This is a genomic window from Streptosporangium heterodermiicola, assembly GCF_051390675.1.
Lineage (GTDB): Bacteria > Actinomycetota > Actinomycetes > Streptosporangiales > Streptosporangiaceae > Streptosporangium.
The window spans coordinates 605,505-631,943 of the sequence record NZ_JBPJSR010000001.1; the positions used below are offsets into that span (position 1 = coordinate 605,505).

Here is a 26,439-nt window from a genome sequence, read left to right on the forward strand (position 1 = left end):
GATCTTCAGGCCAGCCGATCCTCGTCGGTGGGCCGCACGCCGCGGGCCCACTCCCCCGCGCCCATCAGGCGCTTGCCCTGCGGCTGCACCTCGCCCAGCTCGACCGGGTAGGTGGCGGTGCCCACCAGGACGGAGTTCTTGGACGCCGCGATCTGACCGGGGGCCAGGCCGGAGGCGTCGGGAACCGGCCGCACCGGACCGATCTTGACGCGCTGGCCGCGGAACTCGGTCCACGCCCCCGGCGCGGGGGCGCAGGCACGGATCAGGCGGTCGACCCGCATCGCGGGCGCGGCCCAGTCGACCCTGGCGTCGTCGACGCCGATCTTCGGGGCGAGGCTCACCCCCTCGGCGGGCTGCGGGACGGCCTCCAGCTTGCCGTCCTCGATCCCGTCGAGGGTGGCGGCGAGCAGCCCGGCACCGGACTCGGCGAGCCTGGCGAGCAGCTCCCCGCTGGTGTCGGCGGCACGGATCTCCTCGGTGACCACGCCGTAGACCGGGCCCGCGTCCAGCTCCTTGACGATCTGGAAGGTGGCCGCGCCGGTGATCGCGTCGCCGTGGAGCACGGCGTGCTGCACCGGCGCCGCGCCACGCCAGGCCGGCAGCAGCGAGAAGTGCAGGTTGACCCAGCCGTACCGGGGGATGTCGAGGGCGGCCTGCGGCAGGAGGGCGCCGTAGGCGACCACCGGGCAGCAGTCGGGGCCGAGCTCCCTGAGCCGGTCGAGGAAGCCCGGGTCGCCCGCCTTGGGCGGCCTGAGCACCTCGATGCCCGCCTCCTCGGCGAGCTCGGCGACGGGGCTCGGGTGGACCTTGCGGCCCCGGCCCGACTGGGCGTCCGGGCGCGTGACGACGGCGACGACGTCGTGGCGAGGCGAGTCGATCAGGGCCCGCAGCGAGGGCAGGGCGGTGTCCGGGGTTCCGGCGAAGACCAGGCGCAAGGTTCCTACAGAGCCTTCCCTTGGGTGGCGTGCGGGGAGATCTTGAACGCGGGGGCCGACAGCCCGTTCCAGTCGGCCTCGCGGATCGCCTTCATGGCGAGCTTGCGCTGCTTGAGGTCCATCCGGTCGATGAACAGCACGCCGTCCAGGTGGTCGGTCTCGTGCTGGAAGCAGCGGGCCATCAGGTCGGTGCCCTCAAGGGTCACCGGCTCGCCGTGCATGGTGAAACCGGTCGCCACGGCCCGGATCGACCGGGGCGTGGGGAAGGACAGGCCGGGGAACGACAGGCAGCCCTCCTCCCCCTCCTCGTCCTTGTCCTCGGACAGGTCGAGGTTGGGGTTGATCAGGTGCCCGAGCCGGTCGTCCACGTAGTAGGTGAAGACCCGCAGGCCGACTCCGATCTGCGGCGCCGCCAGACCGGCTCCCGGCGCGTCCATCATCGTGTCGGTGAGGTCTTTGACGAGCTTGCGCAGCTCCTTGTCGAAGTCCTTGACCGGCTCGGCCGGAGTGCGCAGCACCGGGTCGCCGAACAGGCGGATCGGCTGAATGGCCAACAGGGATCTCCTCACGCTCCAGGGGATTGCCCCAGTCTAAGGGCGCCGGCGGCCTCCCCCGGGCCTTCTCGGGGACCGGCACGGGGCCTTCTCCCGGAGCGGGCGCGGGGACGGGCCCGGCGGGCCGCCGCCGGGAGCGGACGGAGGCGGACGCGAACGGACGACGGACCTTCATCGGGAGGGGACGGACAAGCCACTGTGAGGGGCGGACGGGCCACCGTGAGGGGCGGAAGGGCCACCGTGAGGGGCGGAAGGGCCACCGTGAGGGGTGGACGGGCCACCGTGAGGGGCGGACGGGCCTCCTCCCGGCCTGGCCATCGCCGGGAGGAGGCCCGGGGGCGGGTCGGCGGGAACGGGTCAGCGGGAGCGGGCCTTCATCGCGGCCTTGCGGGCGGACTTGGCCACCGCCGCGTCGCCGTGGCGGGACCCCAGCAGGTCCAGGACGGCGAAGGTGTCGGGGTGGTCCACCAGGGCCATCTCCTCGATCACGCGAACGAGGTCCTCGCCGGGCTCCAGCGCGTCGAACTCGCAGATCGCCTCGGAGGCGTCGCCGCGCTCCAGCAGCGAGGCGAGCGAGTCGACCGCGAGCCAGGTGTTGTCGGCGGGCGTGAGGGCGGGCGCGGGCAGGTCGCGGATGTGCAGCCAGGAGGCGGCGTAGCGCCACATGGCGGGCTCGGAGAGCGCCTCCCTGAGCGGGGCCTCGGCCTCGGGGCCGAGCTCCTCCAGGATCGTGCCCGCGGCGCCGCGGCGGCCGGCCGTGCCGGAGGCGGCGACCTTGACCAGCTCGCGGGCGGCGGCCTCGGGGTGGCGGGACTCCAGCCACACGGTGACGGCGCTGGGAGCGGCGGAGCCCTCCATGATCGCCTCGACCAGCTCGGCCGCGCCGAGGTCGGTGAAGACGGCGACCTCGGCGCCCGTCGGCGCGTCGTGGCCCTCCCGCATCAGGTCCTGGCGGACGGCCCACATGCCGAGCGGGGTGAGCCGGGGCCGGCCCTCCGGCGAGGTCTCGACGAGCCCGCAGTAGCCCAGGAGCGACAGGGCCGTCTCCAGCCGGGCCGGGAGCTCGCGGGCCAGCACCCGCATCTCCGCCTGGCGGGCCCCGCAGGCCACCTGGTGCGACTGCAGGACGCCCTTCACCAGGGTCGCGGTGGACAGCCCCTCGCGTACGGCGTACAGCGTGGCGAGCATCTCGGCCAGGTGGTCGTCGATCACCGGAGAGCCGGTCAGGTCGTCGTCGGCGCGGTCGAGGACGTCCATGACCACGCCGTCCCAGAACCCCAGCAGCGCCCGGGGCGGCAGGTCGGGGGAGAGCACGAGCGGGCCGGGCGTCACCTGGCCGCGGGAGATGCGGAGCATGCCGGTGTTGACGGCGACCACCCAGAGCAGGTGCAGCCGGCCGGGGCCCGGCAGGCCGAGCTCGGCGCACGGAGCGAACGGGTCGGGCAGCAGGCCCTCGGGGGTCACCTGGCGGACGCCGGTCCAGGCGGCCAGGCGCTGGGCGTCGATCACCAGCGGCACGTGCGGCACGTACGCGGCCAGCTCCGCGTCGGCCGCGAGGTCGACGGGGGGGAAGCTCAGCGCGTCGCCGCGCGGGGGACAGGCGCGGCCCGTGGCGGTGACGGACTCCTCCAGGACGACCGCCCGCAGCTCGCGTGGTGCCGTTCCCAGCTCGTCGACCAGCCTGCGCAGTTCGCCGATGTCGAAGACGTTCCCACTGTTCCCGCTCTTTGCCACCCGTGAAACTTACTGCACTCGCGCCTCACGCATACACGGCTCAGCCGATGGCGCGGGAACGTGCCTTGAAAGCCGCCTTGCGGGCCGCCTTGGCCGCTCCGTGATCTCTCAGGGAGCGTCCGAGCAGCTCAAGGACGTCGACGACCTCGGGATGGTCGACCCGCCACATCTCCTCGATCACGTGTGACGGGGGGCCTGAGGCGGACATGTTCTCGGCGAACGTCTCCGGATCCTCCTCGGCGGCGGGCATGGCCAGGGCGAGCATGTCCACGCTCATCCAGAGCACCTCCTCCTGGGTGAGCGCGGGGGCCGCGAGCCCTCGCGTGCTCAGCCAGTGGATGGCGTGCGGGCGCAGCTCCGGCTCCTCCAGGAAGGCGCGTATCGCCTCCTCGGCGTCGGGGCCGAGGCGGTCGACGATCGTCACCGCGACGCCCCTCGCGACCGAGGGCGCGCCGGAGACGGAGCCGAGCAGCTCGGTGACCGCCTGCGCCGGGGTCCTGTTCTCCAGCCAGCCCCCGATGTCGGCCTCGGCCATCTCGGCGGGCATGCCGGAGAGCAGTCCCTCGATGAGCTCGGGCGCGTCGGCGGTGGTCAGGTCGGGCGCCTCGGGCGCCTCCATGCCCAGGTCGGTGTAGAGCTCGTGCAGCCCCCACAGGGCCAGCGGGGTGAGCTCCAGCAGCTCGTCGCCCGGCTCGGCCATCCCGCAGTAGGCGAGCCGCCTGACGGCCTCGGGGATGTCGATCTCGCCCTCCTCGACGAGGCCGATCTCCTCCAGGTACTCCCTGACGAGGGGGATCGGCACGGGCGCCTGGAGGCGGTAGAGCATGTCGCACAGGCCGTAGAGCTCCTCGTCGAGGGAGACGTCGCCCGTCACGGCGCCGCCGGTGTCCTTCTCGACGACGAACTCGACCGTCGCGGCCCAGATGTCGAGCGGGTCGAAGTCCTCGCCGTCGAAGATGGCGGTGCCCTCGACCGTGACCAGGCCGGTGTGCACCGCGAGCTCCCACAGCAGGCCGGGGTCGGCCACCGAGAGCTGGGCGGTCGCCTCGGCGGCGTCGCGGACCCTGAGCCTGCCCTTCACGGTCGGGGTGCGGCCCCCGGCGAGCATCCACTGGACCAGCCTGCGCGCGTCGGTGAGCAGCGGCACCCGCAGGGCGTTCCCGGCGAGCGCCTCGCGGGGCGCCAGGCGCACGGCGGGCAGCGGCGAGCAGCCGGGGCAGTCGCAGTGCTCGACGGCGGGCTCCTCCTGCACCGCAGAGACGGAGAGGATCGCGCTTTCAGTGCCCTCGGTGGCCCGCTCCAGCGAGTCGGCGCCCATCGCGCTGAAGAGGCTCTTGGCCATGCCGAAACGTGAGGTGTCGGCGAGGGCGATGGGCATCTCGGGCTCGATGCGGTCGAGGACGCTCCTCATCCTGACCGCCATCTTGCCGCCGATCTCCTCGGTGGCGAGCAGGAAGTCGACCAGGGTGCGAGCGGCGGCGACGGTCTCCGGGGCGCTCTCCGGGGGGGCGATGACCTTGCGCGGATAGATGTTGAGCAGCAGCTCCTCGAAGGCGACGGGGGTGAAGTCGCCCAGCTCGTTCACGTCCAGATAGTCGCTCGCGTAGTCGCAGAGCAGCCGCACCTCGTCCACGTCAACGTCAAGGCCGTGCGCACGCCCCCACGCGCGCAGGTCGTCTACGGCCCGATTCACCCATTCGATCGACACAGGGGAAAATTAACGGCTTACTGCCAGCACCGCGAATCGGGGAAACAACTCAAATCACGTCTAGAGGGTCAATGCATACCTTGACCACCTCCGGAGCCTTGCGCGCGGAGCGTACTCCGGCGGCCCCCTTCAGCACCGCGGCCAGCGCCGATCCGGAGCCCCGCGCGATCCGCACCATGGCGCGTTCCCGCACTTGATCCCCCTTGGGAGCGGCCACGGGGACGGGACCGAGCACCTGTGCCTCCGGGGGAAGGATCATCTCGCCGAGCATTTCCCGCACCGCGGCCGGGGATCCGGTGAGCGTCGCCATTTTCACCGCCGGGGGGAAACCGAGTTCTGTCCTGTCAGCTAGTTCCCTCTCGGCATGGGTGACCGGATCCCAGCGCAGCAGAGCCTGTACGGCGGCCAGCGAGGAGTCGGCCAGCACGACCAGCTCCGCCGAGGGCCGCAGCAGGGCCGCCGCGTTCATCCACCGGCGCAGCGTCTCCTCGGCGGCGCGCAGGTCGGGCCGGCCGAGCAGCGCCCAGCCGTCCAGCAGCACCGCCGCGGCGTACCCCCCCTCGGGCACCGGCTCGGCCCCCGGGGTGGCCACCACCAGGGCACGGCCCGCGCCGACCGTGGCGAGCACCCCGTCCCTGCCCGACGTCCTGACCGGCACCGAGGGGAAGGCCCGCCCCAGCTCCTCGGCGGTGCGCCGGGCGCCGATCACCAGGGCCCGCACCCGGGCGCCGCCGCAGGACGGGCAGCGCCACTCGCCCGCGATCCGGCCGCACCAGCGGCAGTACGGGGCCACGTGGCCGGCGCGCAGCGCGAACGGGCCGCCGCAGTGCCCGCAGCGGGCCGGTGCCCGGCAGCTCTGGCAGGCCAGCGCGGGCAGGTAGCCCCGCCGGGGGACCTGCACCAGCACGGGGCCGCTCTCCAGCCCGGCGCGCAGGGTCCGCCAGGCGAGGCTGGGCAGCCGGGCGGCCCTCGCGGCCTCGTCCCTGGCCAGCTCCGAGTCCTCCCCCGCCGGGCGGACCCTCGGCGCCCTGGTCCTGACCGTCGCACGGGCCGCGGCGATGGGCCCGGCCCAGCCCGCCGCGATGAGCTGGGTGGCCTCCGCCGTGCGGGCGTACCCCCCGATGAGCAGGCCCGCCCGCGCCTGGTGGGCGCGCAGGGCGAGGACCTCCCTGGCGTGCGGGTAGGGGGCGAGCCGCTCGGAGTGCAGGTCGTCGCCGTCGTCCCAGATGACCGCGAGCCCGAGGTCCCTGACCGGGGCGAACGCCGCGCCCCTGGTCCCGGCCGCGACCCGCGCCCGCCCCCTGGCCACCCGCAGCCACCGCCGGTAGCGCTCGGCGGGCCCGAGGTCGGCCGTGAGCGCCACGTGCGCGCCGGGCTCCAGGACGGCGCTCAGGGCCGCGTCGAGCAGGGCCACGTCCTTCCCGTCGGGAAGCACCACGAGGGCGCCCCTGCCACCGCGCAGGGTCTCCCGTACGGCAACCGCGACCGCCTCCGGCCACCCCGGCCCGCTCTCCCCGGTCCCCGGCAGGGCGGTCCACACCGCGCGAGGGGAGCCCCCCTTCGCCAGGGCGGCCAGGAACGCCTCCCCCTCCGGGTAGTCGGCCCACGGCCCCGGCCCCGTTCCCACCGTTCCCACCGTTCCCACCGTTTGTGCCGGGCCGGGGGGGACGGTGGCGGGGGTCTCGGCCTCGACCCTGGCGTGGCGGGGCGGGACGGCCAGGCGCAGGACGTCGGCCAGGGTCCCGGCGTAGTGGTCGGCCACGGCTCGGGCCAGCGCGACGATCTCCGGGGTGAGCACGGGCTCGGCGGAGACGACCCGCTCCAGGCGGGTCAGCTTGCCCTCGTGCTCGGTGTCCTCGGCCCGTTCGAGCAGGAAGCCGTCGACGAGCTTGCCCGCGAACCTGACGCGGACCCGGGTCCCGGGCACGGCGGTGGCGTCCAGGGGCGCGGGGACGAGATAGTCGAACAACCGGTCGAGGTGCGGCAGCGGCGTGTCGACGACGACCCGGGCGACCGGCAGCTCGGCAGCCGGCTCCGGCACCCCCTTGACCGGCTCGGCCACCCCGGCCGCCCTGGCGGTCCCCGCCGCCCTGACGACCCTGCCGGTCCCGGCGCCCCTCGCGGTCCTGGCGGCGCCCCGCGCCCTCGCCGGACCACCGGGCGCGGGCCGCTCGCGGACGGCGTCGAGCGGCAGCAGGGCGTCGTCGTCCGGCGAGGGGCTGGCGTGGGTCACCCACCTGTCCTACCAGACCCGGGCACCCGCCCAGACGACGGCGGGGAAGGTGAGCCGCTCCCGGGCCGGAAGGACGGGAGCCGGGCCCGGCGGGATCGTCGCCGGGGACCGGCCGGATGGATCAGGCAGAGTTTCGGGGCCGCGTTCGCGGCGACGCCGAGATCGCTGCCGGGAGCCGGTGGGGCGGGCCGAAGGGAACGGCGATGAGCCCGGGCAACGGGATCACCGGATCAGATGGAGCGGCGGTGGGTCCAGCGGCCGCCGAGCAGGGTGCCGAGGATCGGCATGCGGCGCAGGCCGTCCCCGTCCAGCCCGGCCGGGTCGTACTCGGTGATCACCAGGTCGGCGGGGTCGCCGGGCCGCACGCCGGCGCGTCCCCTGGCCGCCGCCGCGAGCGCGGCCGGCAGCGGGATCGCCTGCTCCGGGTGCCACGGCGGCCGCTCGTCGTCGGTCCTGGCCACCGCCGAGGCGATCCCGTCCCACGGGTCGAGCGGCGCGACCGGGGCGTCGGAGCCCAGCTCGATGACGGCCCCGGCCGCCAGCAGGTCGGCGTACGCGAAGGCCCTGCCGGTCCGCCCGGACCAGTGCAGGTCGGCCACGTCTCGGTCGTCGGGCGCGTGGGCGGGCTGCACGCCCGCGACCAGGCCGGGCCTGGCGAACCTCCCGAAGTCCTCCGGGCGGACCAGCTGCGCGTGCTCGATCCTCCCCGGGCAGCCGGTCCGCTCGAACGCGTCCAGCGCGATGTCCACCGCCAGGTCGCCGATCGCGTGCACCGCCGGGTCGATCCCGTGCGCGGCGGCCAGGGTCATCACGCCGTACAGCTCCTCGGGCGCCGTCTCCAGCAGCCCGCGCGTGTCGCCGCCGGGGTACGGGTCCTCGCAGTAGGCGGTCCTGGTGTTCAGCGACCCGTCCACGAACGTCTTGACCGGCCCGACCTCCAGCAGGCCCCCCGTACCGGCGACGGGCTCGCCGGTGCGCAGCCCGCGGCCGATCGCCTCCTCCAGCCGGTTCACCGGGATCGAGCAGCCGACCCGGACGTCGATCCGCTCCGACCGGACCCGCCTGGTCCAGTCGGTGACGTTGTCGGCGAACTCGAAGTCCAGCACGCCGACGACGCCCCTGGCCGCGGCGGCGGTGGTGGCCTCGGCCACCCAGCGGTCCAGCTCGTCCAGGGGCGGCGGGGGCATCTCGGCCATCGCGTCGTAGCAGTCGCGCTCGCGCAGCACCCCCGTCGGGTGCTCGCCCCTGCCGACCGCCGCCAGCGCGGCCGGGCTGAACCAGGCGGTGTGCAGATCATTGCTGACCAGGACGATCGGGCGGCCGGGCGCCACCGCCTGGAGCGTCGACTTGTGCGGCGTGTCCGGCCACAGGCCGTCGCGGAAGCCGTATCCGACCGTGAACCCGGACACGCTCGCCCGCGGGGCGACGAGGTCGGCCGCCTCCCGCGCCGACCGCGCCGGGGTCAGGTCGATCCTGCGCCGGGCCTGCGCCCACTGCGCGGAGTGCACGTGCGCGTCCCACAGGCCCGGCAGGAGGGTGCCGCCGCCGACGTCGACCGACTCGTCGCAGGGAGGCGGCTCCGCGGCCACCTCCGCGACCCGGCCGCCGACGATCAGGACGTGGCGGAGCGGGCCGCCGGGACCCAGCCGCGCGTCGCGCAGCAGCAGGCGAGGTGACGGTGAGGACATGAGGCAGACCCTAGGCGGGCCGGCGGCCTCGCGCGAGGGACCGGAGGGCGCCGCTCCGCGCCCGGCGAGATCGTGGGCCGCCGCGACCGCCCCGAGGCCGGCGTGGAGCTTGGCCCGGTCGGCCTCGGCGTTGGCGACGGACCAGACGACCACGCCGGTGCCGAGCTCAGGCAGCGCTTAGGGCGCCCAACCTGAATACGTTGTCAGGTCGAGAGCGCAGCCCTGAACAGCGAAAAGATCAAAAGCCCGGCACCCCGGGCTCACCCCCAAGGCGCGTACCGCTCCGGGTCCACCTCCAGCGGAACGATCCAGGGCACCCCTCGCCCTCAAGGCGATCCACAACGGCTCGCACGACAGGACGAATAAGCGGCCACCTGTTCTCTCAGCGGAGCCCGAAGCCGGCACGCGAACGAATCCCTTTGAAATGTGACCCCTGTGCCACCACGCGGGAATCACGTCCTTCCAGGAATCCGAAGCCGTCGTCCCACATCGATTCGGTGACGGTTCTGGCGCGAGACCACTCTTTCGCCGATCCGTTGGCGGACGTTCTCCGGCCGACGAAGACGACCATTGGCCTCGTTGCCCCGAACCGCCGGTCGACACACCGAATACGTCGGCCGGCTGCTCGATGTTCGAAGCGTTCGCCCGGCCTCCCTCAATGGGGGATTCTTGCCCCCGCACGTCATGCCGATCCTTTTCACGCGGACCGTTCCCGGCGGCCGGCAGGCTCTGACCCTCGCCGTCACCTGGGTTTTCACGGAACAGCCCGGCAGACCGGCATCTCGGGACGGCGGCCGGCTGTCCGTGGCCGGTCAGACATGAAACGGTGCGGCGTGAAACGCGTTATGGATTGCACCGGAAAAGCGCCGAAGGCCGATGGAACCGCGATGCGCCCCCACCGGCGAGATGACACGGACAGGCACACGGAAATCTCCGAGCACTGTGCCACACCGTGAACCCGATTCGCCGGTGAGGAACCCTCCTTCAAACGGGAGTGAAACCAAGTGCCGCGGCGGCCTCGCTCTGGGCGGTGTCGCGACTGGCGAAGCCGAGTTTGTCTCCCGGGCCCTCCAAGAGCGGTACGGCCGCCAGTTCGGCCGTGGCGAGATGCATGGCGTCGAGCGCGCGGAGGGCATGGGCGTAAACGATCTCCACGGCCCGGCGTTCCACGGCGTCGCGGGGAGCGCTCAGCAACGTGACCGGGCCGTTCTCCCCAAGATCTGCCGCCAGTACGGCGATCCTGGTGTCCAGTTCCGGCAGCCTCCTGGCACGGGAGGCGCGGACCAGCACGCCGGTCACCTCCACGACGGTCAAGGTGCTCGTGACCAGGAGGTGCTCGGGATCCTCGAGGAGTTCCCCGGCCCGCTCGTGACCGGGTTCGTCGCGGAGATAGGCGCAGGCCAGGACCGAGGAGTCGACGTAGGTGAGCATCGGGGTCAGCGGTCCTCCGCCCAGAGGTCGTCGAGAACCGGGCCGGCACCCTCGGTCGCCGTGAGCGCACGCTCCCGGTCGGCTTCGGTCACGAGAGGAGCGGGAGGGGAGAGGGGCCGTTCGGCGAGCACCCCGAGCCTCCGCGCTCGCGCGCGAAGCTCCGCCCGGGCGTCCAGCGCCTCGTCGGAGACGCCGTGAGCGAGGATCTCCCCGGCGGTCGCGTTGATGGATCGGCCGGTACGGCGGGCCCTTCGCGTTATGCGCTGATGAAGATCGTCGTCGATTCGGAGAAGGAGCTGCTTCATGCGGCAACGATATCAATTAAGGAAAGGAAAGTGATATCACTTTCCGATGGCGACACGCCTCCGCGGCTGTGATCCGGCATCCCGCCCGGCGGGACAGGACCGGAAAGCCGGGCGGGACAGGCCGGGAACGCGTACGGCCCCCGTGAAAAGAGATCACGGGGGCCGTACGGGAAAATCGGTGCGGGTCAGGTGCGGGTCAGAGACCGGCGGCGCTGCGCAGGGCGCCGGAGCGGTCGGTGGACTCCCAGGAGAAGCCCTCACGGCCGAAGTGACCGTACGCGGAGGTGCCCGAGTAGATCGGGCGGAGCAGGTCGAGGTCGCGGATGATCGCGGCCGGGCGCAGGTCGAAGACCTCCAGCACGGCCTGCTGGATCTTCTCGACGTCGGTCTTCTCGGTGCCGAAGGTCTCGACGAACACGCCGACCGGGTGGGCCTTGCCGATGGCGTAGGCGACCTGGACCTCGGCGCGGTCGGCCAGACCGGCGGCCACGATGTTCTTGGCGACCCAGCGCATGGCGTAGGCGGCCGAGCGGTCGACCTTGGACGGGTCCTTGCCGGAGAAGGCGCCGCCACCGTGGCGGGACATGCCGCCGTAGGTGTCGACGATGATCTTGCGACCGGTCAGGCCGGCGTCGCCCATGGGGCCGCCGATCTCGAAGCGGCCGGTCGGGTTGACCAGGAGGCGGTAGCCCTCGGTGGCGATCTCCAGGCCCGCCAGGACCGGGTCGACCACGTGCTCCTTGATGTCGGGAGCGAGCATCTCCTTGAGGTCGATCTCGGCCGCGTGCTGGGTGGAGACCACCACGGTGTCGAGCCGGACGGGCGTGTCGCCGTCGTACTCGACGGTGACCTGGGTCTTGCCGTCGGGACGCAGGTAGGGAACCGTGCCGTCCTTGCGGACCTGCGACAGGCGCTCGGCGAGGCGGTGCGCCAGCTGGATCGGCAGCGGCATCAGCTCGGGGGTCTCGCGGCAGGCGTAGCCGAACATCAGGCCCTGGTCACCGGCGCCCTGGCGGTCGAGGTCGTCTCCGGCCTCGCCCTCGCGGTTCTCGTAGGCGTCGTCGACACCCTGGGCGATGTCGGGCGACTGCGCCCCGATGGACACCGACACGCCACAGGAGGCGCCGTCGAAGCCCTTGTGCGAGGCGTCGTAACCGATCTCGAGGATCTTCTCCCGGATGAGACCGGGGATGTCGACGTAGGTCTCCGTCGTCACCTCTCCGGCGACGTGGACCTGACCGGTGGTGATCAGCGTCTCGACCGCGACACGGCTCTTGGGGTCACCCTTGAGCATGGCGTCGAGAATCGCGTCACTGATCTGGTCGGCGATCTTGTCCGGGTGGCCCTCTGTGACCGACTCGGAGGTGAAAAGGCGACGGGACAAGTCAGTGGCTCCTCATGCAGCGGCTGCTGGCGTCTGGGGGCTCTGGCGTCGGCGGACACCAGTAGCGCTCCGGCGAATTCTAGCCCCACCTGATGTGGAGCCGTGAAATCGTCTCAGATCATGCCACCTTAAAGTCTCAGATCGTGTACGGGAAAGCGCCCCCGGCCCACCTCGATCCGGACCGGGAACGGCGCGCGACCGCGACGTGAGCGGGGCTCGATCACGGCACGAGCGAAGACCCGCCGGGGCGGTGTCCGGCTCACAGATCGGGCAGCGGGTCGGGGGGAAGCGTCTCCGGGGCGAAGACCTCGGCGTCGGCGGCGGCGACCACCGCGGCGTACTCCTCGTCGATCTCGAACACCATGCCGCCGAGCTCGATGGCCGCGCCCGCGGAGAACTCCAGCGGGCCGAGCCGGGTACGCCGGGAGTGGGTCGCGTACACCGAGGTCGGCGCGTCGCGGTCGAAGAACTTGGTGGACATCACGCAGATGGTGCGGTCGGTGACCACGATGAGGAAGGTCGCCATGACCGGGGTGCCCACCGACAGCGCGGGCAGGACGTAGTGGATCTCCTCACCCGGAGGAAGCAGCGCCCGGCATCGAGCCCTGACGGCGGCGGCGACCGGCATGATCGAAACCCCTCCCAGCCGCGACAACGCAGGTCATCTCGGACGCAGTATCCGCCGGGAGGTGGCCGACGGCAAGGGGCCGGGATCCACCGGGATCCGGCCGAGGGCGAGGGGCCCGCCGGGAGCCGGCCTACGGCGAGTGGTCAGGATCCACCGGGATATGGCCGAGGGCGAGGGATCCGCCGGGATATGGCCGAGGGCGAGGGATCCGCCGGGAGCGGGCCTACGGTGAGTGGTCAGGCCAGGCGCGCGGCGACGAGGTCCCAGACCGTGTCGGCGAGGGCCTCCTTGGGGCCGCGGGGGATCTCGACCTGCTCCCCGCCCGCGACCAGGACCACGGCCGCGTTGTCGGGCGTGCCGAAGGCGAGGCCGTCGCCGACCTGGTTGACGACGAGCAGGTCGCAGCCCTTGCGGGCGAGCTTGGCCCGCCCGTTGGCGAGCACGTCGTCGGTCTCGGCCGCGAATCCCGCGATCACCCGCGGGTACGGCTTGAGACCCTCGCGGCGCCGCTCACCCAGCTCAGCCAAGATGTCAGGATTTTTCACGAGATGGATGGCGTCAGGCTCGTCGGTGGTCTTCTTGATCTTCGATCCGCTCCGCGCCGAGGGCCGGAAGTCGGCGACGGCGGCGGCCATGACCACGGCGTCGGCGCCCTCCACCGCGTCGAGCACGGCGGCGCGCAGCTCCAGGGCAGACTCGACCCGGACGACCCTCGCCCCCGCCGGGTCGGGCAGGGCGACGTTGGCGGCCACCAGGGTGACCTCGGCACCGCGGGCGACGGCCGTACGGGCCAGCGCGTAGCCCTGCAGGCCAGAGGAGCGGTTGCCGATGAAGCGGACCGGGTCGATGGCCTCGCGGGTGCCCCCGGCGGAGATCACCAGGCGGCGCCCCGCCAGGTCGGCGGAGCGTCCGGCGACGACCCGGCGGCAGACCTCGAAGATCTCCTTCGGGTCCGGCAGCCGGCCGGGGCCGGTGTCGGCGCCGGTCAGGCGGCCCACGGCGGGGTCGACGACGATCGAGCCGCGCTCGCGGAGCGTGGCCACGTTGGCGCGGGTCGCGGGGTGCTCCCACATCTCGGTGTGCATCGCCGGGGCGAAAACCACCGGGCAGCGCGCGGTGAGCAGGGTGTTGGTCAGCAGGTCGCCCGCCAGCCCGTGGGCGGCCTTGGCGAGCACGTCGGCGGTGGCCGGCGCGACGACCACCAGGTCGGCGCCCTGCCCGATGCGGACGTGCGGCACCTCGTGCACGGACTCCCAGACGTCGGTCGTGACCGGGTTGCCGGACAGCGCGGCCCAGGTCGGCTCGCCGACGAAGCGGAGCGCCTCCCTGGTCGGGACCACGCGCACGTCGTGGCCCGACTCGGTGAACAGGCGCAGCAGCTCGCACGCCTTGTAGGCGGCGATGCCCGCGCTCACACCGAGGACGACCCTGGGCCTGCCGGGGGACCCGGCTTCTTCTGGGACCCGCACGGGGTGGTTCAGCCCTCGATCGGCTCGGAGGTGAGCAGGCCCTCGCTGACCTCGCGCAGCGCGATGGACAGCGGCTTCTCCTGCGCGTGGGTCTCGACGAGCGGGCCGACGTACTCAAGCAGGCCCTCGCCGAGCTGGGAGTAGTAGGCGTTGATCTGACGCGCCCGCTTGGAGCCGAAGATCACGAGACTGTACTTGCTGTCGACGATGTCGAGCAGGGCGTCGATCGACGGGTTGGTGATGCCTTCGGAGTAGGCGGCGCTGGTTGCCACGTGTGATTTCCCCTAGCTAGGTGAACGTCCGAGGCGCGAATCCTCGGGAGCATCAGCCAATAAGGCTATCAGCCGATGGCATACGCCCTGGACGGACGTGTTGACGAGTGTCAGGTCGAATTCCTGCTCGGCCGCCATCTCGATCCGGCCGGCCGCGAGGCGGCGGGCGATGACGTCCTCGGGCTCGGTGCCCCGGCCGCGCAGCCGCTTCTCCAGCTCTCCCCAGGTCGGGGGGGCCAGGAAGACCAGCAGCGCCTCGGGCATGGTCGCGCGGACCTGCCTGGCGCCCTGGAGGTCGATCTCCAGCAGCGTGGGCACCCCGGCGTCGAGCTTCTCCAGCACGGGGCCGCGCGGGGTTCCGTACCGGTTGCCGGCGAACTCGGCCCATTCCAGCAGCTCACCTGACGCGGCGAGGCGGTCGAACTCCTCGTCGTCGGCGAAGAAGTATTCGATCCCGTGGGTCTCCCCCGGGCGGGGTTTCCTGGTGGTCACCGAGACCGACAGCCACACCTCGGGGTGTGCCCGCCGAAGCTCGGCGACGACCGTGGACTTGCCGACGCCCGACGGCCCGGACAGGACCGTCAGGCGCTTACCGGCCGAGAGGCCGGGGAAGGCTCGCGCCCCCTCCGGACCTCCGGCTGGGGATGTGAAGCGACCGGCCCCGCCCTCGGCGGTTGCCTCCGGGGTCCGACTTTCGTCGGACCACGACGTTCCGGTCACTCCAAACCCCCCGTGATGCCGTCCCCCGTGCGGGGCGAGCGTGGTCGTATGAACCGAGACTAGCTCTCGGCCCCGCCGAACTCACGCTCGAGCGAAGCTCGCTGGTTCGTACCCAGGCCCCGCACGCGGCGGGACTCTGCGATTCCAAGCCGCTCCATGAGCTGCTTGGCGCGGACCTTGCCCACGCCGGGAAGCGACTCGAGAAGGGCCGAAACCTTCATCTTGCCGATGACGTCGTCGGCCTGCCCGTCTTTGAGCACCTCAGCCAGAGAGACCGCACCGTGCTTCAGGCGGTTCTTCACCTCGGCACGCTCTCGGCGGGCCTTGGCAGCCTTCTCTAGGGCTGCGGCGCGCTGCTCAGGGGTAAGGGGAGGAAGAGCCACGCCGGGTCACCTCGAATTTCCTGTCGATGTACTCGGACGGGAAGGGAAACTAGCTGGTCATGGCGCTTCAAGCAACGTCAAGGCCACTTTATCCCCCTAGAAAATCTACTTCGTGACTTTCCGTGATCGCCACGTCGCCCTGTGTCGACGAAACTGCCCTCAACGCCGAGTTTTCAGGGGTTGCCCCACCCGCGACGCCCGGCGGTCTCCGAGGTCCCCCCACACGCGAAACCGGGTGCTTCCCGGCGTTACCCCACCCGCGACGCCCAGCGGCTTCCCGGCGCCTCGCCCACGCCCCCGGCCGGTTCCCGGACCGCCCCGAGCGTGACACCCGACAGGTTTCCGGACCGCGCCCCCCACGACTCCGGCCGCTTTCCGGACCGTGCCGTCAGCGGCGCCCGACCGTTTTTCGGCGCGTCACCCACGGCGCCCCGGCGGCCCCCCGGGCCGCGACACCCGCGACACCCGCGGCGTACGACGGCCTCCGGAGCGCGTCACGCACGACGCTCAACGAGTTTCCGGACCGCGTCACCCGCGACGCCCAACGGCTCTCCGGGCCGCGTCACCCCCGATGCCCGGCGGCCCTCCGGACCGTGCCAGGCGCGACGTTCGACGGCGGTTTCCCGGATCGCGTCACACGCCTCGTCCCGTGGAGGCGGAGACGCGCCTGAGGGCGGCCGCGATGCCCGCGGCCGTCGCGCCCGGGTCGGCGGAGCCGGTGATCGGGCGGCCGATCACGAGAAGGTCGGCCCCGTCGGCCAGCGCCTGCTCGGGAGTCGCTACTCTTGCCTGGTCCTGGCTCGCGGCGCCGGCCGGGCGGACGCCGGGGGTGATGAGGGTGATGCCGGGTCCGACCTCGGCGCGCACCGCGGCGACCTCGCGCGGCGAGCAGACGAGGGCCTGGGCGCCCGCGGCGACGGCGAGGGCCGACAGGCGGCGCACGGCGTCCTCCGAGGGCCCGCCGACGCCCATCTGCTCCAGGTCGGCCTCCGAGAGCGAGGTGAGCAACGTCACCGCCGCGATCTGGGTGTTGGGCATGGCGTCCACGGCCGCCCGGATCATCGCGGGGCCGCCGGTGGCGTGCACGGTCAGGATCGCGGGCTTGAGGCGGGCCACGGCCCTGGCGGCGCCCGCGACGGTGTTGGGGATGTCGTGGAGCTTCAGGTCAAGGAAGATCCGCACCCCGCTCGCGCCCCGGACGGAGGCGATCACGTCGGGGCCGTAGCGGAGATAGAGTTCCAGCCCGACCTTGACGGTGGTGACGTGCGGGGTCACCAGGCTCGCCCAGCGGGCCGCGGTCTCAAGGTCTGGCGCGTCCAGGGCGACGGCGATGGGTGCGGGCGTCACAGGGAACTCTCCTCAAGATCTATCCGGTGCCGGGAGGACGCCCCCGGCGGGCGGTGGGCCAGTCCGACCGCGTCGGCCAGCCGGTGGAACCCCCGGGCCGCCAGGAGCTCCTCCAGCTCGCGGAGGATGCGCAGGCAGGCGTAGGGGTCGTGGAACAGCGCCGTCCCCACGGCGACGACGCAGGCGCCGGCCAGGATGAGCTCGAAGGCGTCCCTGCCGGTCAGCACGCCGCCCATGCCGATGATGGGCACGCTGGGCAGGGCCGCGTGGACCTGCCACACGCAGCGTACGGCCAGCGGCCGGATGGCCGGTCCCGACAGGCCGCCGGTGACGGCCGCGAGGGCGGGGCGCATGGCCTCGGTGTCGATGCTCATGCCGAGCGGGTTGTTGATCATCGAGAGCGCGTCGGCGCCGCCGTCCACGCACGCGCGGGCGACGCTCACGATGTCCACGACGTCCGGGGAGAGCTTGGCCACCACGGGCACGTCGTAGCGCATGACCGAGCGCACCGAGGCGATCACCTCGGCGGAGGCCGCGCCGTCGCGGGCGAAGACCCGGCCCCGGTCCTCGATGTTGGGGCAGGACAGGTTGACCTCGACGGCGGTCACCCCGGGCGCGTCGGTGAGCCTGCGGGCCAGCGCGGTGTACTCGGCCACGGTGCCGCCGCCGATGGACACCACGGTCCGTACGCCCCGCTGGGCCAGCCAGGGCAGCTCGCGCTCCAGGAAGGCGTCCACGCCCGGCCCCTGGAGCCCGACGGCGTTGAGCATCCCCGAGGGCGTCTCGGCCATCCTGGGGGTCGGGCGGCCCGCCCTGGGGGCCATCGTGATCGACCGGGTGGTCAGCGCGCCGATCCTGGCGAGGTCGAAGAACTGGGCCAGCTCCGAGCCCGACGCCGCGCACCCGGCGGCCGTGGTGACGGGGTTGACCAGCTCCACGTGCCCCAGGTACGTCCGCATGTCAACCGGCATTCCGCGTTCCCCCACCGGGCGCTCCCAGCGCGTCGAACGGGATCGTCCCGACGTCGTCGAAGCGGACGCGCTCGCCCCTGAAGACCGGTCCTTCGACGCACGAGCGCACCATCCGGGTTACACCGTCGTCGCCGATGACCGGGAGCACGCACGTCATGCACACGCCGATCCCGCACGCCATGCCCTCCTCGACGGCCACCTGGACGGGGATGTCGAACTCGACCGCCACCGCGGTGACGCCGCGCAGCACCGGCATCGGGCCGCAGGCGTAGACGGCGTCGGCCCGCACGTCGGCGATCACCCCGGGCAGCACGTCGGTCACCCGGCCGCGCATGCCCAGGGAGCCGTCCTCGGTGGTCAGCGTGGTGGTCTCCCCCATCCTCCTGGCGCGCAGGGCGCCGAACACCCGGTCGGCGGAGACCCCGCCGAGGACGAAGTCGACGCGGCAGCCGCGCCCCTGGAGGGCGTCGGCCACGGTGAACAGCGTCGCCGAGCCGTGCTCGGCGCCGACCAGGACGCAGGTCACCGGGTCCCTGGGCAGCGGGAACGGGCGGCCGAGCGGGCCCACCAGGTCGAGGGTGTCGCGGGCGCGGCGCTCGGCCAGCCAGGCCGTGCCCGGACCCCGTACGGAGAAGACGAACTCGACCGTGCCGCCGTAGTCGGGCTTGACGTCGTGGACGAAGAAGGCGCGGCGCGTCAGCATCGACGTCCGCGCCCCGCCGACGGCCACCCCGACGAAGTGGCCGGGCCGGAAGCGCTCGGCGATGCCGGGCGCCACCACGGTCAGCGCATGGTAGGCGTCGACGCGGCGCGTCGTCAGCACCGTGCCCGTCACCTGCACCGGAGTAACAGGCGTCTCCCTCACCTCCGCTAAGGCACCGGCCCCGCTCCTCAGCCGCTCCGCAAACGCTTCGCGTGCTCCTGGAGGGACCGTACGCCGATGTCGCCGCGGACGATCGCCTGGATGCCCTGTACGGCCGCGGCGAGTCCCTGGACGGTGGTGATGCAGGGGATGGCGCGCAGCACGGCGGCGGTGCGGATCTCGTAGCCGTCCAGGCGCGGCCCCGCCTGGCCGGGGCTGCCGAACGGGGTGTTGACGATGAGGTCCACCTCCCCGTCCAGGATGCGCCGGACGATGGTCTGCTCGCCCTCGGGGCCGGTCCCCTCGCTGTGCTTGCGCACGATCTTGGCACGGACGCCGTTGCGGCGCAGTACTTCGGCGGTGCCCTCGGTGGCGAGGATCTCGAACCCGAGGTCGGCGAGCGCCTTCACCGGGAAGATCATCGCGCGTTTGTCGCGGTTGGCCACCGAGACGAACGCCCGCCCCTTGACGGGCAGCGAGCCGTACGCGGCGGCCTGCGACTTGGCGTAGGCGGTGCCGAAGAACTCGTCGATGCCCATCACCTCGCCGGTGGAGCGCATCTCGGGGCTGAGCACGATGTCCACGCCGCGGAAGCGGTTGAACGGCAGCACGGCCTCCTTGACCGCGATGGGCGCGTCCAGCGGCATGGTGCCGCCGTCGCCGGTCGCGGGCAGCAGGCCCTCGGCGCGCAGGTCCGCCACCGTGGCGCCCATCATCACCCTGGCCGCCGCCTTGGCCAGCGGCACCGCCGTGGCCTTGGAGACGAACGGGACCGTACGGCTGGCGCGGGGGTTGGCCTCCAGCACGTACAGGATGTTGGCGGACAGGGCGTACTGCACGTTGAGCAGGCCGCGCACGCCCACTCCCCTGGCGATGGCCTCGGTGGCGGCGCGGATGCGCTTGATGTCGTGGCCGCCCAGCGTCATCGGGGGCAGCGAGCACGCCGAGTCGCCGGAGTGGATCCCGGCCTCCTCGATGTGCTCCATCACGCCGCCGAGGTAGAGTTCCTCGCCGTCGAACAGGGCGTCGACGTCGATCTCCACGGCCTCGTCGAGGAACTTGTCCACCAGCACCGGGTGGTCGCTGGCCGCGCCCGCCTTGGCCATGTAGGAAATCAGGGTGTCGTCGTCGTAGACGATGGCCATCCCGGCGCCGCCCAGCACGTAGGAGGGGCGCACCAGCACCGGGTAGCCGATCTCCGCGGCGATGGCGAGCGCCTCGTCCTCGGTCACCGCGACGCCGTGCTTGGGCGCGGGCAGGCCCGCCTCGGCGAGGACCCCGCCGAACGCGCCGCGCTCCTCGGCGAGGTGGATCGACTCGGGCGAGGTGCCGACGATCGGGACGCCCGCGTCCTTGAGCGACTGGGCCAGGCCGAGCGGGGTCTGGCCGCCGAGCTGGACGATGACGCCCACCACGGGACCGGTCTGCTGCTCGGCGTGGACGACCTCCAGCACGTCCTCCAGGGTGAGCGGCTCGAAGTAGAGGCGGTCGGAGGTGTCGTAGTCGGTGGAGACCGTCTCGGGGTTGCAGTTGACCATGACGGTCTCGTACCCGGCGGCCGACAGCTCGAAGGAGGCGTGCACGCACGCGTAGTCGAACTCGATGCCCTGGCCGATCCTGTTGGGCCCGGAGCCGAGGATGAGGACCTTGGGACGCTCCCCGTAGGGGACCTCGGTCTCCTCGTCGTAGGTGGAGTACAGGTAGGGGGTCCGGGCGGCGAACTCGGCGGCGCAGGTGTCGACGGTGTTGTAGACCGGGCGGACGCCGAGCGCGTGGCGCAGGTCGCGCACCCTCGGCTCGGTCACGCCGCGCAGCTCGGCGATCTGCGCGTCGCTGAAGCCGTACCGCTTGACCCGGGTCAGCACCTCGGCGGTGAGCTGCGGCGCGTCGCGCAGCTCCGCGGCCACCTCGTCGATCTCGACGAGCTGGTCGAGGAACCAGGGGTCGACGGAGGTGGCCTCCGACAGCTCCCCGATCGTGGCCCCGGCGCGGATGGCCTGCTGCATGGTGAACAGGCGCCCGTCGTGCGGGACCCGGCAGGCGTCCAGGAGCTCGTCCTTGGCGCCCGGCTCCCCGGCCCAGGTGAAGGAGGCGCCCTTCTTCTCCAGCGAGCGCAGCGCCTTCTGCAGGGCCTCGGGGAAGGACCTGCCGATCGCCATCGCCTCGCCGACCGACTTCATGTGGGTGGTGAGGGTCTGGTCGGCCCCGGCGAACTTCTCGAACGCGAACCTCGGCACCTTGACCACGATGTAGTCGAGCGAGGGCTCGAACGACGCCGGGGTCTCCTTCGTGATGTCGTTGGGGATCTCGTCCAGGGTGTAGCCGATGGCCAGCTTGGCGGCGATCTTCGCGATCGGGAAGCCGGTGGCCTTGGACGCGAGCGCCGAGGAGCGCGAGACGCGGGGGTTCATCTCGATGACGACCATGCGGCCGGTGCGCGGGTCGACGGCGAACTGGATGTTGCAGCCGCCGGTGTCGACGCCGACCTCGCGGATGACCGCGATGGCCACGTCGCGCATGTTCTGGTACTCGCGGTCGGTCAGCGTCAGCGCGGGGGCCACGGTGACGCTGTCGCCGGTGTGCACGCCCATCGGGTCGATGTTCTCGATCGAGCAGACGATCACCACGTTGTCGGCCCGGTCGCGCATGACCTCCAGCTCGTACTCCTTCCAGCCGAGGATGGACTCCTCCAGGAGCACCTCGGTGGTCGGAGAGGCGTCGAGGCCCGCCCCGGCGATGCGGCGCAGCCCCTCCTCGTCGTGCGCGAAGCCGGAGCCGACCCCGCCCATGGTGAAGGAGGGCCGCACCACCAGCGGGTAGCCCAGCTCGCCCGCGGCGGCCACGCACTCGTCCATGGTGTGGCAGACGAACGAGCGCGCCGACTCGGCGTTGAGGCCGCGCTCGGCGGCGACCTTGGCCACGATGCCCTTGAACAGCTCGCGGTTCTCGCCCGCCTGGATGGCGTCGACGTCGGCGCCGATCAGCTCGACGTCGTAGCGCTCCAGGACCCCGGCCTCGTACAGGGAGATCGCAGTGTTGAGCGCGGTCTGCCCGCCCAGGGTGGGCAGCAGCGCGTCGGGCCGCTCCTTGGCGATGATCTTCTCGACGATGTCGGGGGTGATGGGCTCGACGTAGGTGGCGTCGGCGAACTCGGGGTCGGTCATGATCGTCGCCGGGTTGCTGTTGACGAGGATCACGCGGAAGCCCTCGGCGCGCAGCACGCGGCAGGCCTGGGTGCCCGAGTAGTCGAACTCGCAGGCCTGGCCGATCACGATCGGCCCTGAGCCGATCACCATGATCGACTGGATGTCCGTGCGCTTAGGCACCCTTGCTTCCCTCCGTGCTCGTGGTCGTGGTCGTGCTGACCCCACCGACCGTTCCCCGCCCGCGTTCCATCAACGCGCAGAAGTCGTCGAACAGGCCGGCCGAGTCGTGCGGGCCCGCCGCGGCCTCGGGGTGGTACTGGACGCTGAACGCCGGGCGGTCCAGCAGCCGCAGCCCCTCGACGCAGTCGTCGTTGAGGTTGACGTGGCTGACCTCCGCCGGTCCGTACGGCGTGTCGAACACGCCCTCCAGCGGCGCCCGTACGGCGAAGCCGTGGTTGTGCGCGGAGATCTCCACCTTGCCGGTGCCCCGGTGCTGCACCGGCTGGTTCACGCCCCGGTGGCCGTAGCGCAGCTTGTAGGTGCCCAGCCCCAGCGCCCGCCCGAAGAGCTGGTTGCCGAAGCAGATGCCGAAGAACGGGACGCCCGCGTCGAGGACGCCGCGAAGCGCCTCGACCGGGCCGTCGGCGGTGGCGGGGTCGCCGGGGCCGTTGGAGAAGAACACCCCGTCGGGGCCGAGCGCGAGGATCTCCCCGGCGGTGACGGAGGCGGGCAGCACGTGCACCTCGCAGCCGCGCTCGGCCATCCGGTGCGGCGTCATCGCCTTGATGCCGAGGTCGACGGCGGCCACGGTGAACCGCCTGGGACCGATCGCGGGCACGACGTACGGCTTGGGGGTGGAGACCTCCCCCGCCAGGTCGGCGCCCTCCATCGCGGGGCTGCCCAGCACCCGCTCCAGCAGCTCCTCGACCGGCGCCAGGGCCTTTCCGGAGAAGACCCCGGCCCGCATCGCCCCCCGCTCGCGCAGGTGGCGGGTGAGGGCGCGGGTGCCGGTGATGGCGATGCCGACGACGCCCTGCTCCTTGAGGTAGTCGTCCAGGGAACGGTTGGAGCGCCAGTTCGAGGCCGTCCTGGCGGGCTCGCGGACCACGTATCCGGCGACCCACACCCGTGACGACTCCGGATCCTCGTCGTTGACCCCGGTGTTCCCGATGTGGGGCGCGGTCATCGCGACGATCTGGCGATGGTACGACGGGTCGGTCAGCGTCTCCTGGTAGCCGGTCATCCCGGTGTTGAAGACCATCTCGCCGAAGGTCTCGCCCTCGGCGCCGTAGGGGGTCCCGCGGAAGACGCGGCCGTCTTCCAGCACTAGCACTGCGGTCACTCACACACCCCGATCATCTCGGTTACAGCTCCGCAAAGTATGAAATATCCGGCATGTTGGGTCGCCGTACCCCCGCCGGGCGGGACACTCCCGCGTCCCGCGGAGATCCCGGAGGTCCCGGAGGCCGCGAGGGTGGCAGCGGCCGCCCGGGGGCGGCGGTCGGGGGCCCTCACGTGAGCTTTCCGTCCAGGACGGTCGGCCTGCCGCGCAGGAAGGTCGCCACGACGCGGCCGGGCAGCGTCAGGCCCTCGTAGGGCGTGTTGCGGCTCTTGGAAGCGTAGCCCGCCGGGTCGACGGCGGCACGCACCGACGGGTCGTAGAGGGTGATGTTGGCCGGGGCCCCGGCCTCGATCGGCCGCCCGTGCCCCTGGAGCCTGCCGATCCTGGCCGGGGCGAGGGACATGCGCTCGGCGACACCGGCCCAGTCGAGCAGCCCCGTGTCGACCATCGCCTCCTGGACCACGGCCAGCGCCGTCTCCAGGCCGATCATGCCCATCGCCGCGGCGGCCCACTCGGTCTCCTTGTCCTCGACCGGGTGCGGGGCGTGGTCGGTGGCCACGCAGTCGATCGTGCCGTCGGCCAGGGCCTCGCGCAGCGCCTCGACGTCCGCGCGGGTGCGCAGCGGCGGGTTCACCTTGTAGATCGGGTTGTAGGAGCCGACCGGGGAGTCCTCGACCAGGTCGTCGGTGAGGAGCAGGTGGTGCGGGGTCACCTCGGCGGTGACGTCCCAGCCCTTGGACTTGGCCCAGCGGATGATCTCCACGGAACCGGCCGTGGAGACGTGGCAGATGTGCAGGCGCGAGCCGACGTGGGCGGCGAGCAGGCAGTCGCGGGCGATGATCGCCTCCTCGGCGACCGCGGGCCACCCGGTCAGGCCCAGCCTGCCGGAGACCGCGCCCTCGTTCATCTGCGCGCCCGCGGTGAGGCGCGGCTCCTGGGCGTGCTGGGCGACGACGCCGTCGAACGCCTTGACGTACTCCAGGGCGCGGCGCATGAGCACCGCGTCGGAGACGCATTTGCCGTCGTCGGAGAAGACCCGGACCCGCGCGGCGGAGTCGGCCATCGCGCCGAGCTCGGCGAGGCGCTCGCCGCCCAGGCCGACGGTGACGGCGCCGACGGGCCGCACGTCGCAGTGGCCCGCCTCCTGGCCCAGGCGCCAGACCTGCTCGACGACGCCCGCGGTGTCGGCGACCGGCTCGGTGTTGGCCATGGCGTGCACGGCGGTGTAGCCGCCGAGGGCGGCGGCGCGGGTGCCGGTGCCGACGGTCTCGGCGTCCTCGCGGCCGGGCTCGCGCAGGTGGGTGTGCAGGTCGACCAGGCCGGGCAGGGCGATCAGCCCCTCGGCCTCGACGGTCTCGCCGCCGGTCAGCCCCTGGCCGATCTCCACCAGGAGGCCGTCGCGGATCAGGATGTCGGCCGGCTCGCCGCCGAGGATCCTGGCGCCCCTGATGACGAAGCTGCTGACCCTGTCGACGCTGCCGTCACGCGTGGTCCCGATGCGGTCGTTCATCAGATCTCTCCCCCGAGGTCGGCGCCGCCGAGCAGCAGATAAAGGACGGCCATGCGTGCGGTCACACCGTTGGCGACCTGTTCGACGATCGTCGAGCGCGGCGAGTCGGCCACCTCGGCCGCGATCTCCATGCCCCGGTTCATCGGGCCGGGGTGCATCACGATGGCGTGGTCGGGCATCTTGGCGACTCGGTCGCGGTCGAGCCCGTAGCGGCGGCTGTACTCCCGCTCGGTGGGGAAGAACGCCGCGTTCATCCGCTCGCGCTGCACGCGCAGCATCATCACCACGTCGGACTTGGGCAACACCGCGTCGAGGTCGTACGAGACCTCGCACGGCCAGGAGTCGACCTGGACCGGGAACAGGGTCGGCGGGGCGACCAGGGTCACCTCGGCGCCGAGCGTGGCCAGCAGCAGCACGTTGGAGCGGGCCACCCGGCTGTGCAGCACGTCGCCGACGATGGTGATCTTCCTGCCGTCCAGCGAGCCGAGGCGGCGGCGCATGGTGAAGGCGTCGAGCAGGGCCTGGGTGGGGTGCTCGTGGGTGCCGTCGCCGGCGTTGACGACGCTGCCGCGCACCCAGCCGGCCAGCCGGTACGGGGCGCCCGAGGCGCCGTGGCGGATCACGACGGCGTCGGCGCCCATCGCCTCCAGGGTGAGCGCGGTGTCCTTGAGCGACTCGCCCTTGGAGACGCTGGAGCCCTTGGCGGAGAAGTTGATGACGTCGGCCGACAGGCGCTTGGCGGCGGCCTCGAAGGAGATCCTGGTCCGGGTGGAGTCCTCGAAGAAGAGGTTCACCACCGTGCGGCCCCGCAGGGTGGGGAGCTTCTTGATGGAACGTTCCGAGATCTTCGCCAGCTCGTCGGCGGTGTCCAGGATGAGCAGGGCGTCGTCGCGGGTCAGGTCGGCCGCGGAGATGAGATGCCGCTTCACCGGTCCTCCTCCTTCAGCAGCAGGACCGCGTCGCGGCCGTCGTTCTCCTCCAGGTAGACCTTGACGCTCTCCGACTTGGAGGTCGGCAGGTTCTTGCCCACGTAGTCGGGGCGGATGGGCAGCTCGCGGTGCCCCCGGTCGACCAGGGTGGCGAGCTGCACGGCCTGCGGGCGGCCCAGGTCGTTGAGGGCGTCGAGGGCGGCGCGGACGGTGCGGCCCGAGTAGAGGACGTCGTCGACGAGGACGACCACCCTGCCGTCGATGCCGTCGGCGGGCAGCTCGGTGCGGCCCAGCGCGCGGGCGGGGCGCAGCCGGAGGTCGTCGCGGTACATGGTGACGTCGAGGGAGCCGACGGGCACCGTGCGGCCCTCGAACTGCTTGATGTGGGCGGCCAGGCGGCGGGCCAGGTGGACGCCGCGGGTGGGGATGCCCAGGAGAAGGACGTTCTCGCCGCCCTTGGTGCGCTCAAGGATCTCGTGGGAGATGCGGATGAGGGCCCGGTTGATGTCGGGCCCCTCCAGAACGGCGTTGCCCGGCGCATGCGGGAGCGAACGCGAAATGGCCTCGGCCAAGGAGAAACACCACCTTTCCCGCCTCACGGGACGGGTCTTAAAGGAAGTCAACGCCTTCACGGTACCAGCCGGGCGAAGGCTCGCCCGAAGCAGGGGTCCGCTCTCCGGACGCCGAAGATCCTGCCCAGCAATCTTCTCAAAAGTGAATAAATATCATGATCTTCACTGACTTCCCCTTGGTTCTTCCGGGTATGCGCTTTACATCCGTACCGACCGAAGCACGTCCGTACCGACCGAAGCACGACGATCACGCCCCGGACGCGGGCGCCCCGACGGCCTCGTCACCGGGGCCGCGCCCGTCACCGGAGGCACCAGA

Annotated in this window: 22 protein-coding genes; all 22 read right to left on the bottom strand. The window is 72.4% G+C overall.

Annotated elements, in window-relative coordinates:
* Nucleotides 1-5 precede the first annotated feature (5 nt).
* Nucleotides 6-935 (bottom strand): methionyl-tRNA formyltransferase, encoded by a 930-nt coding sequence (fmt, locus tag ACSC1Q_RS02410; protein WP_436756962.1) that lies wholly within the window; start codon nucleotides 933-935, stop codon nucleotides 6-8.
* A 5-nt stretch (nucleotides 936-940) separates the two neighbouring features.
* Nucleotides 941-1,489 (bottom strand): peptide deformylase, encoded by a 549-nt coding sequence (gene def, locus ACSC1Q_RS02415; RefSeq protein ID WP_436756963.1) that lies wholly within the window; start codon nucleotides 1,487-1,489, stop codon nucleotides 941-943.
* A gap of 357 nt (nucleotides 1,490-1,846) precedes the next feature.
* Nucleotides 1,847-3,223: a hypothetical protein gene (locus ACSC1Q_RS02420; protein WP_436756964.1), complete on the bottom strand. Its 1,377-nt coding sequence runs from the start codon at nucleotides 3,221-3,223 to the stop codon at nucleotides 1,847-1,849.
* 40 nt (nucleotides 3,224-3,263) lie between these two features.
* Nucleotides 3,264-4,916 carry a hypothetical protein gene (locus tag ACSC1Q_RS02425; protein WP_436756965.1) on the bottom strand — a complete coding sequence of 551 codons (1,653 nt, stop codon included), beginning with the start codon at nucleotides 4,914-4,916 and terminating at the stop codon, nucleotides 3,264-3,266.
* 64 nt (nucleotides 4,917-4,980) lie between these two features.
* On the bottom strand, nucleotides 4,981-7,164 hold the full coding sequence (locus ACSC1Q_RS02430; RefSeq protein WP_436756966.1) for a primosomal protein N': 2,184 nt from the start codon (nucleotides 7,162-7,164) through the stop codon (nucleotides 4,981-4,983).
* Nucleotides 7,165-7,394: 230 nt separating this feature from the next.
* Nucleotides 7,395-9,005, bottom strand: coding sequence for an amidohydrolase (locus tag ACSC1Q_RS02435; protein WP_436756967.1), 1,611 nt, complete (start codon nucleotides 9,003-9,005; stop codon nucleotides 7,395-7,397).
* Between the two features lie 831 nt (nucleotides 9,006-9,836).
* A complete protein-coding gene (locus ACSC1Q_RS02440) occupies nucleotides 9,837-10,283 on the bottom strand; it encodes a type II toxin-antitoxin system VapC family toxin (protein ID WP_436756968.1) in 447 nt (148 codons plus the stop codon).
* A gap of 5 nt (nucleotides 10,284-10,288) precedes the next feature.
* Nucleotides 10,289-10,588 (bottom strand): FitA-like ribbon-helix-helix domain-containing protein, encoded by a 300-nt coding sequence (locus ACSC1Q_RS02445; protein WP_436756969.1) that lies wholly within the window; start codon nucleotides 10,586-10,588, stop codon nucleotides 10,289-10,291.
* Nucleotides 10,589-10,784: 196 nt separating this feature from the next.
* Nucleotides 10,785-11,972 (bottom strand): methionine adenosyltransferase, encoded by a 1,188-nt coding sequence (metK, locus tag ACSC1Q_RS02450; protein ID WP_436756970.1) that lies wholly within the window; start codon nucleotides 11,970-11,972, stop codon nucleotides 10,785-10,787.
* Between the two features lie 259 nt (nucleotides 11,973-12,231).
* The gene (locus tag ACSC1Q_RS02455) at nucleotides 12,232-12,600 is read right to left on the bottom strand and encodes a hypothetical protein (RefSeq protein ID WP_350974026.1); all 369 of its coding nucleotides are present in this window, start codon (nucleotides 12,598-12,600) and stop codon (nucleotides 12,232-12,234) included.
* Between the two features lie 236 nt (nucleotides 12,601-12,836).
* Nucleotides 12,837-14,069, bottom strand: a complete 1,233-nt coding sequence (gene coaBC / locus ACSC1Q_RS02460) for a bifunctional phosphopantothenoylcysteine decarboxylase/phosphopantothenate--cysteine ligase CoaBC (protein ID WP_436756971.1) — start codon at nucleotides 14,067-14,069, stop codon at nucleotides 12,837-12,839.
* A gap of 8 nt (nucleotides 14,070-14,077) precedes the next feature.
* A complete protein-coding gene (gene rpoZ / locus ACSC1Q_RS02465; RefSeq protein ID WP_030909981.1) occupies nucleotides 14,078-14,341 on the bottom strand; it encodes a DNA-directed RNA polymerase subunit omega in 264 nt (87 codons plus the stop codon).
* A 12-nt stretch (nucleotides 14,342-14,353) separates the two neighbouring features.
* Nucleotides 14,354-14,926: a guanylate kinase gene (gene gmk / locus ACSC1Q_RS02470; protein ID WP_436757238.1), complete on the bottom strand. Its 573-nt coding sequence runs from the start codon at nucleotides 14,924-14,926 to the stop codon at nucleotides 14,354-14,356.
* Between the two features lie 194 nt (nucleotides 14,927-15,120).
* Complete coding sequence (gene mihF / locus ACSC1Q_RS02475) at nucleotides 15,121-15,444, bottom strand: integration host factor, actinobacterial type (RefSeq protein ID WP_030909986.1); 324 nt, start codon at nucleotides 15,442-15,444, stop codon at nucleotides 15,121-15,123.
* Between the two features lie 633 nt (nucleotides 15,445-16,077).
* Entirely contained in the window at nucleotides 16,078-16,791 is a 714-nt protein-coding gene (pyrF, locus tag ACSC1Q_RS02480) for an orotidine-5'-phosphate decarboxylase (protein ID WP_436756972.1), read from the bottom strand.
* Nucleotides 16,788-17,762: a dihydroorotate dehydrogenase gene (locus ACSC1Q_RS02485; protein WP_344749601.1), complete on the bottom strand. Its 975-nt coding sequence runs from the start codon at nucleotides 17,760-17,762 to the stop codon at nucleotides 16,788-16,790. Before ACSC1Q_RS02485 ends, pyrF begins: the two co-directional genes overlap by 4 nt.
* Nucleotides 17,752-18,627: a dihydroorotate dehydrogenase electron transfer subunit gene (locus ACSC1Q_RS02490; RefSeq protein WP_436756973.1), complete on the bottom strand. Its 876-nt coding sequence runs from the start codon at nucleotides 18,625-18,627 to the stop codon at nucleotides 17,752-17,754. Before ACSC1Q_RS02490 ends, ACSC1Q_RS02485 begins: the two co-directional genes overlap by 11 nt.
* Before the next feature lie 26 nt (nucleotides 18,628-18,653).
* Nucleotides 18,654-21,950 (bottom strand): carbamoyl-phosphate synthase large subunit, encoded by a 3,297-nt coding sequence (carB, locus tag ACSC1Q_RS02495; protein WP_436756974.1) that lies wholly within the window; start codon nucleotides 21,948-21,950, stop codon nucleotides 18,654-18,656.
* Nucleotides 21,943-23,112, bottom strand: coding sequence for a glutamine-hydrolyzing carbamoyl-phosphate synthase small subunit (gene carA, locus ACSC1Q_RS02500; RefSeq protein ID WP_436756975.1), 1,170 nt, complete (start codon nucleotides 23,110-23,112; stop codon nucleotides 21,943-21,945). Before carA ends, carB begins: the two co-directional genes overlap by 8 nt.
* A 169-nt stretch (nucleotides 23,113-23,281) precedes the next feature.
* Nucleotides 23,282-24,622 carry a dihydroorotase gene (locus ACSC1Q_RS02505; protein WP_436756976.1) on the bottom strand — a complete coding sequence of 447 codons (1,341 nt, stop codon included), beginning with the start codon at nucleotides 24,620-24,622 and terminating at the stop codon, nucleotides 23,282-23,284.
* Complete coding sequence (locus tag ACSC1Q_RS02510) at nucleotides 24,622-25,551, bottom strand: aspartate carbamoyltransferase catalytic subunit (protein WP_436756977.1); 930 nt, start codon at nucleotides 25,549-25,551, stop codon at nucleotides 24,622-24,624. The genes ACSC1Q_RS02505 and ACSC1Q_RS02510 overlap by 1 nt, the downstream gene beginning before the upstream one ends.
* Entirely contained in the window at nucleotides 25,548-26,123 is a 576-nt protein-coding gene (gene pyrR, locus ACSC1Q_RS02515) for a bifunctional pyr operon transcriptional regulator/uracil phosphoribosyltransferase PyrR (protein ID WP_436756978.1), read from the bottom strand. The genes ACSC1Q_RS02510 and pyrR overlap by 4 nt, the downstream gene beginning before the upstream one ends.
* Nucleotides 26,124-26,439 lie beyond the last annotated feature (316 nt).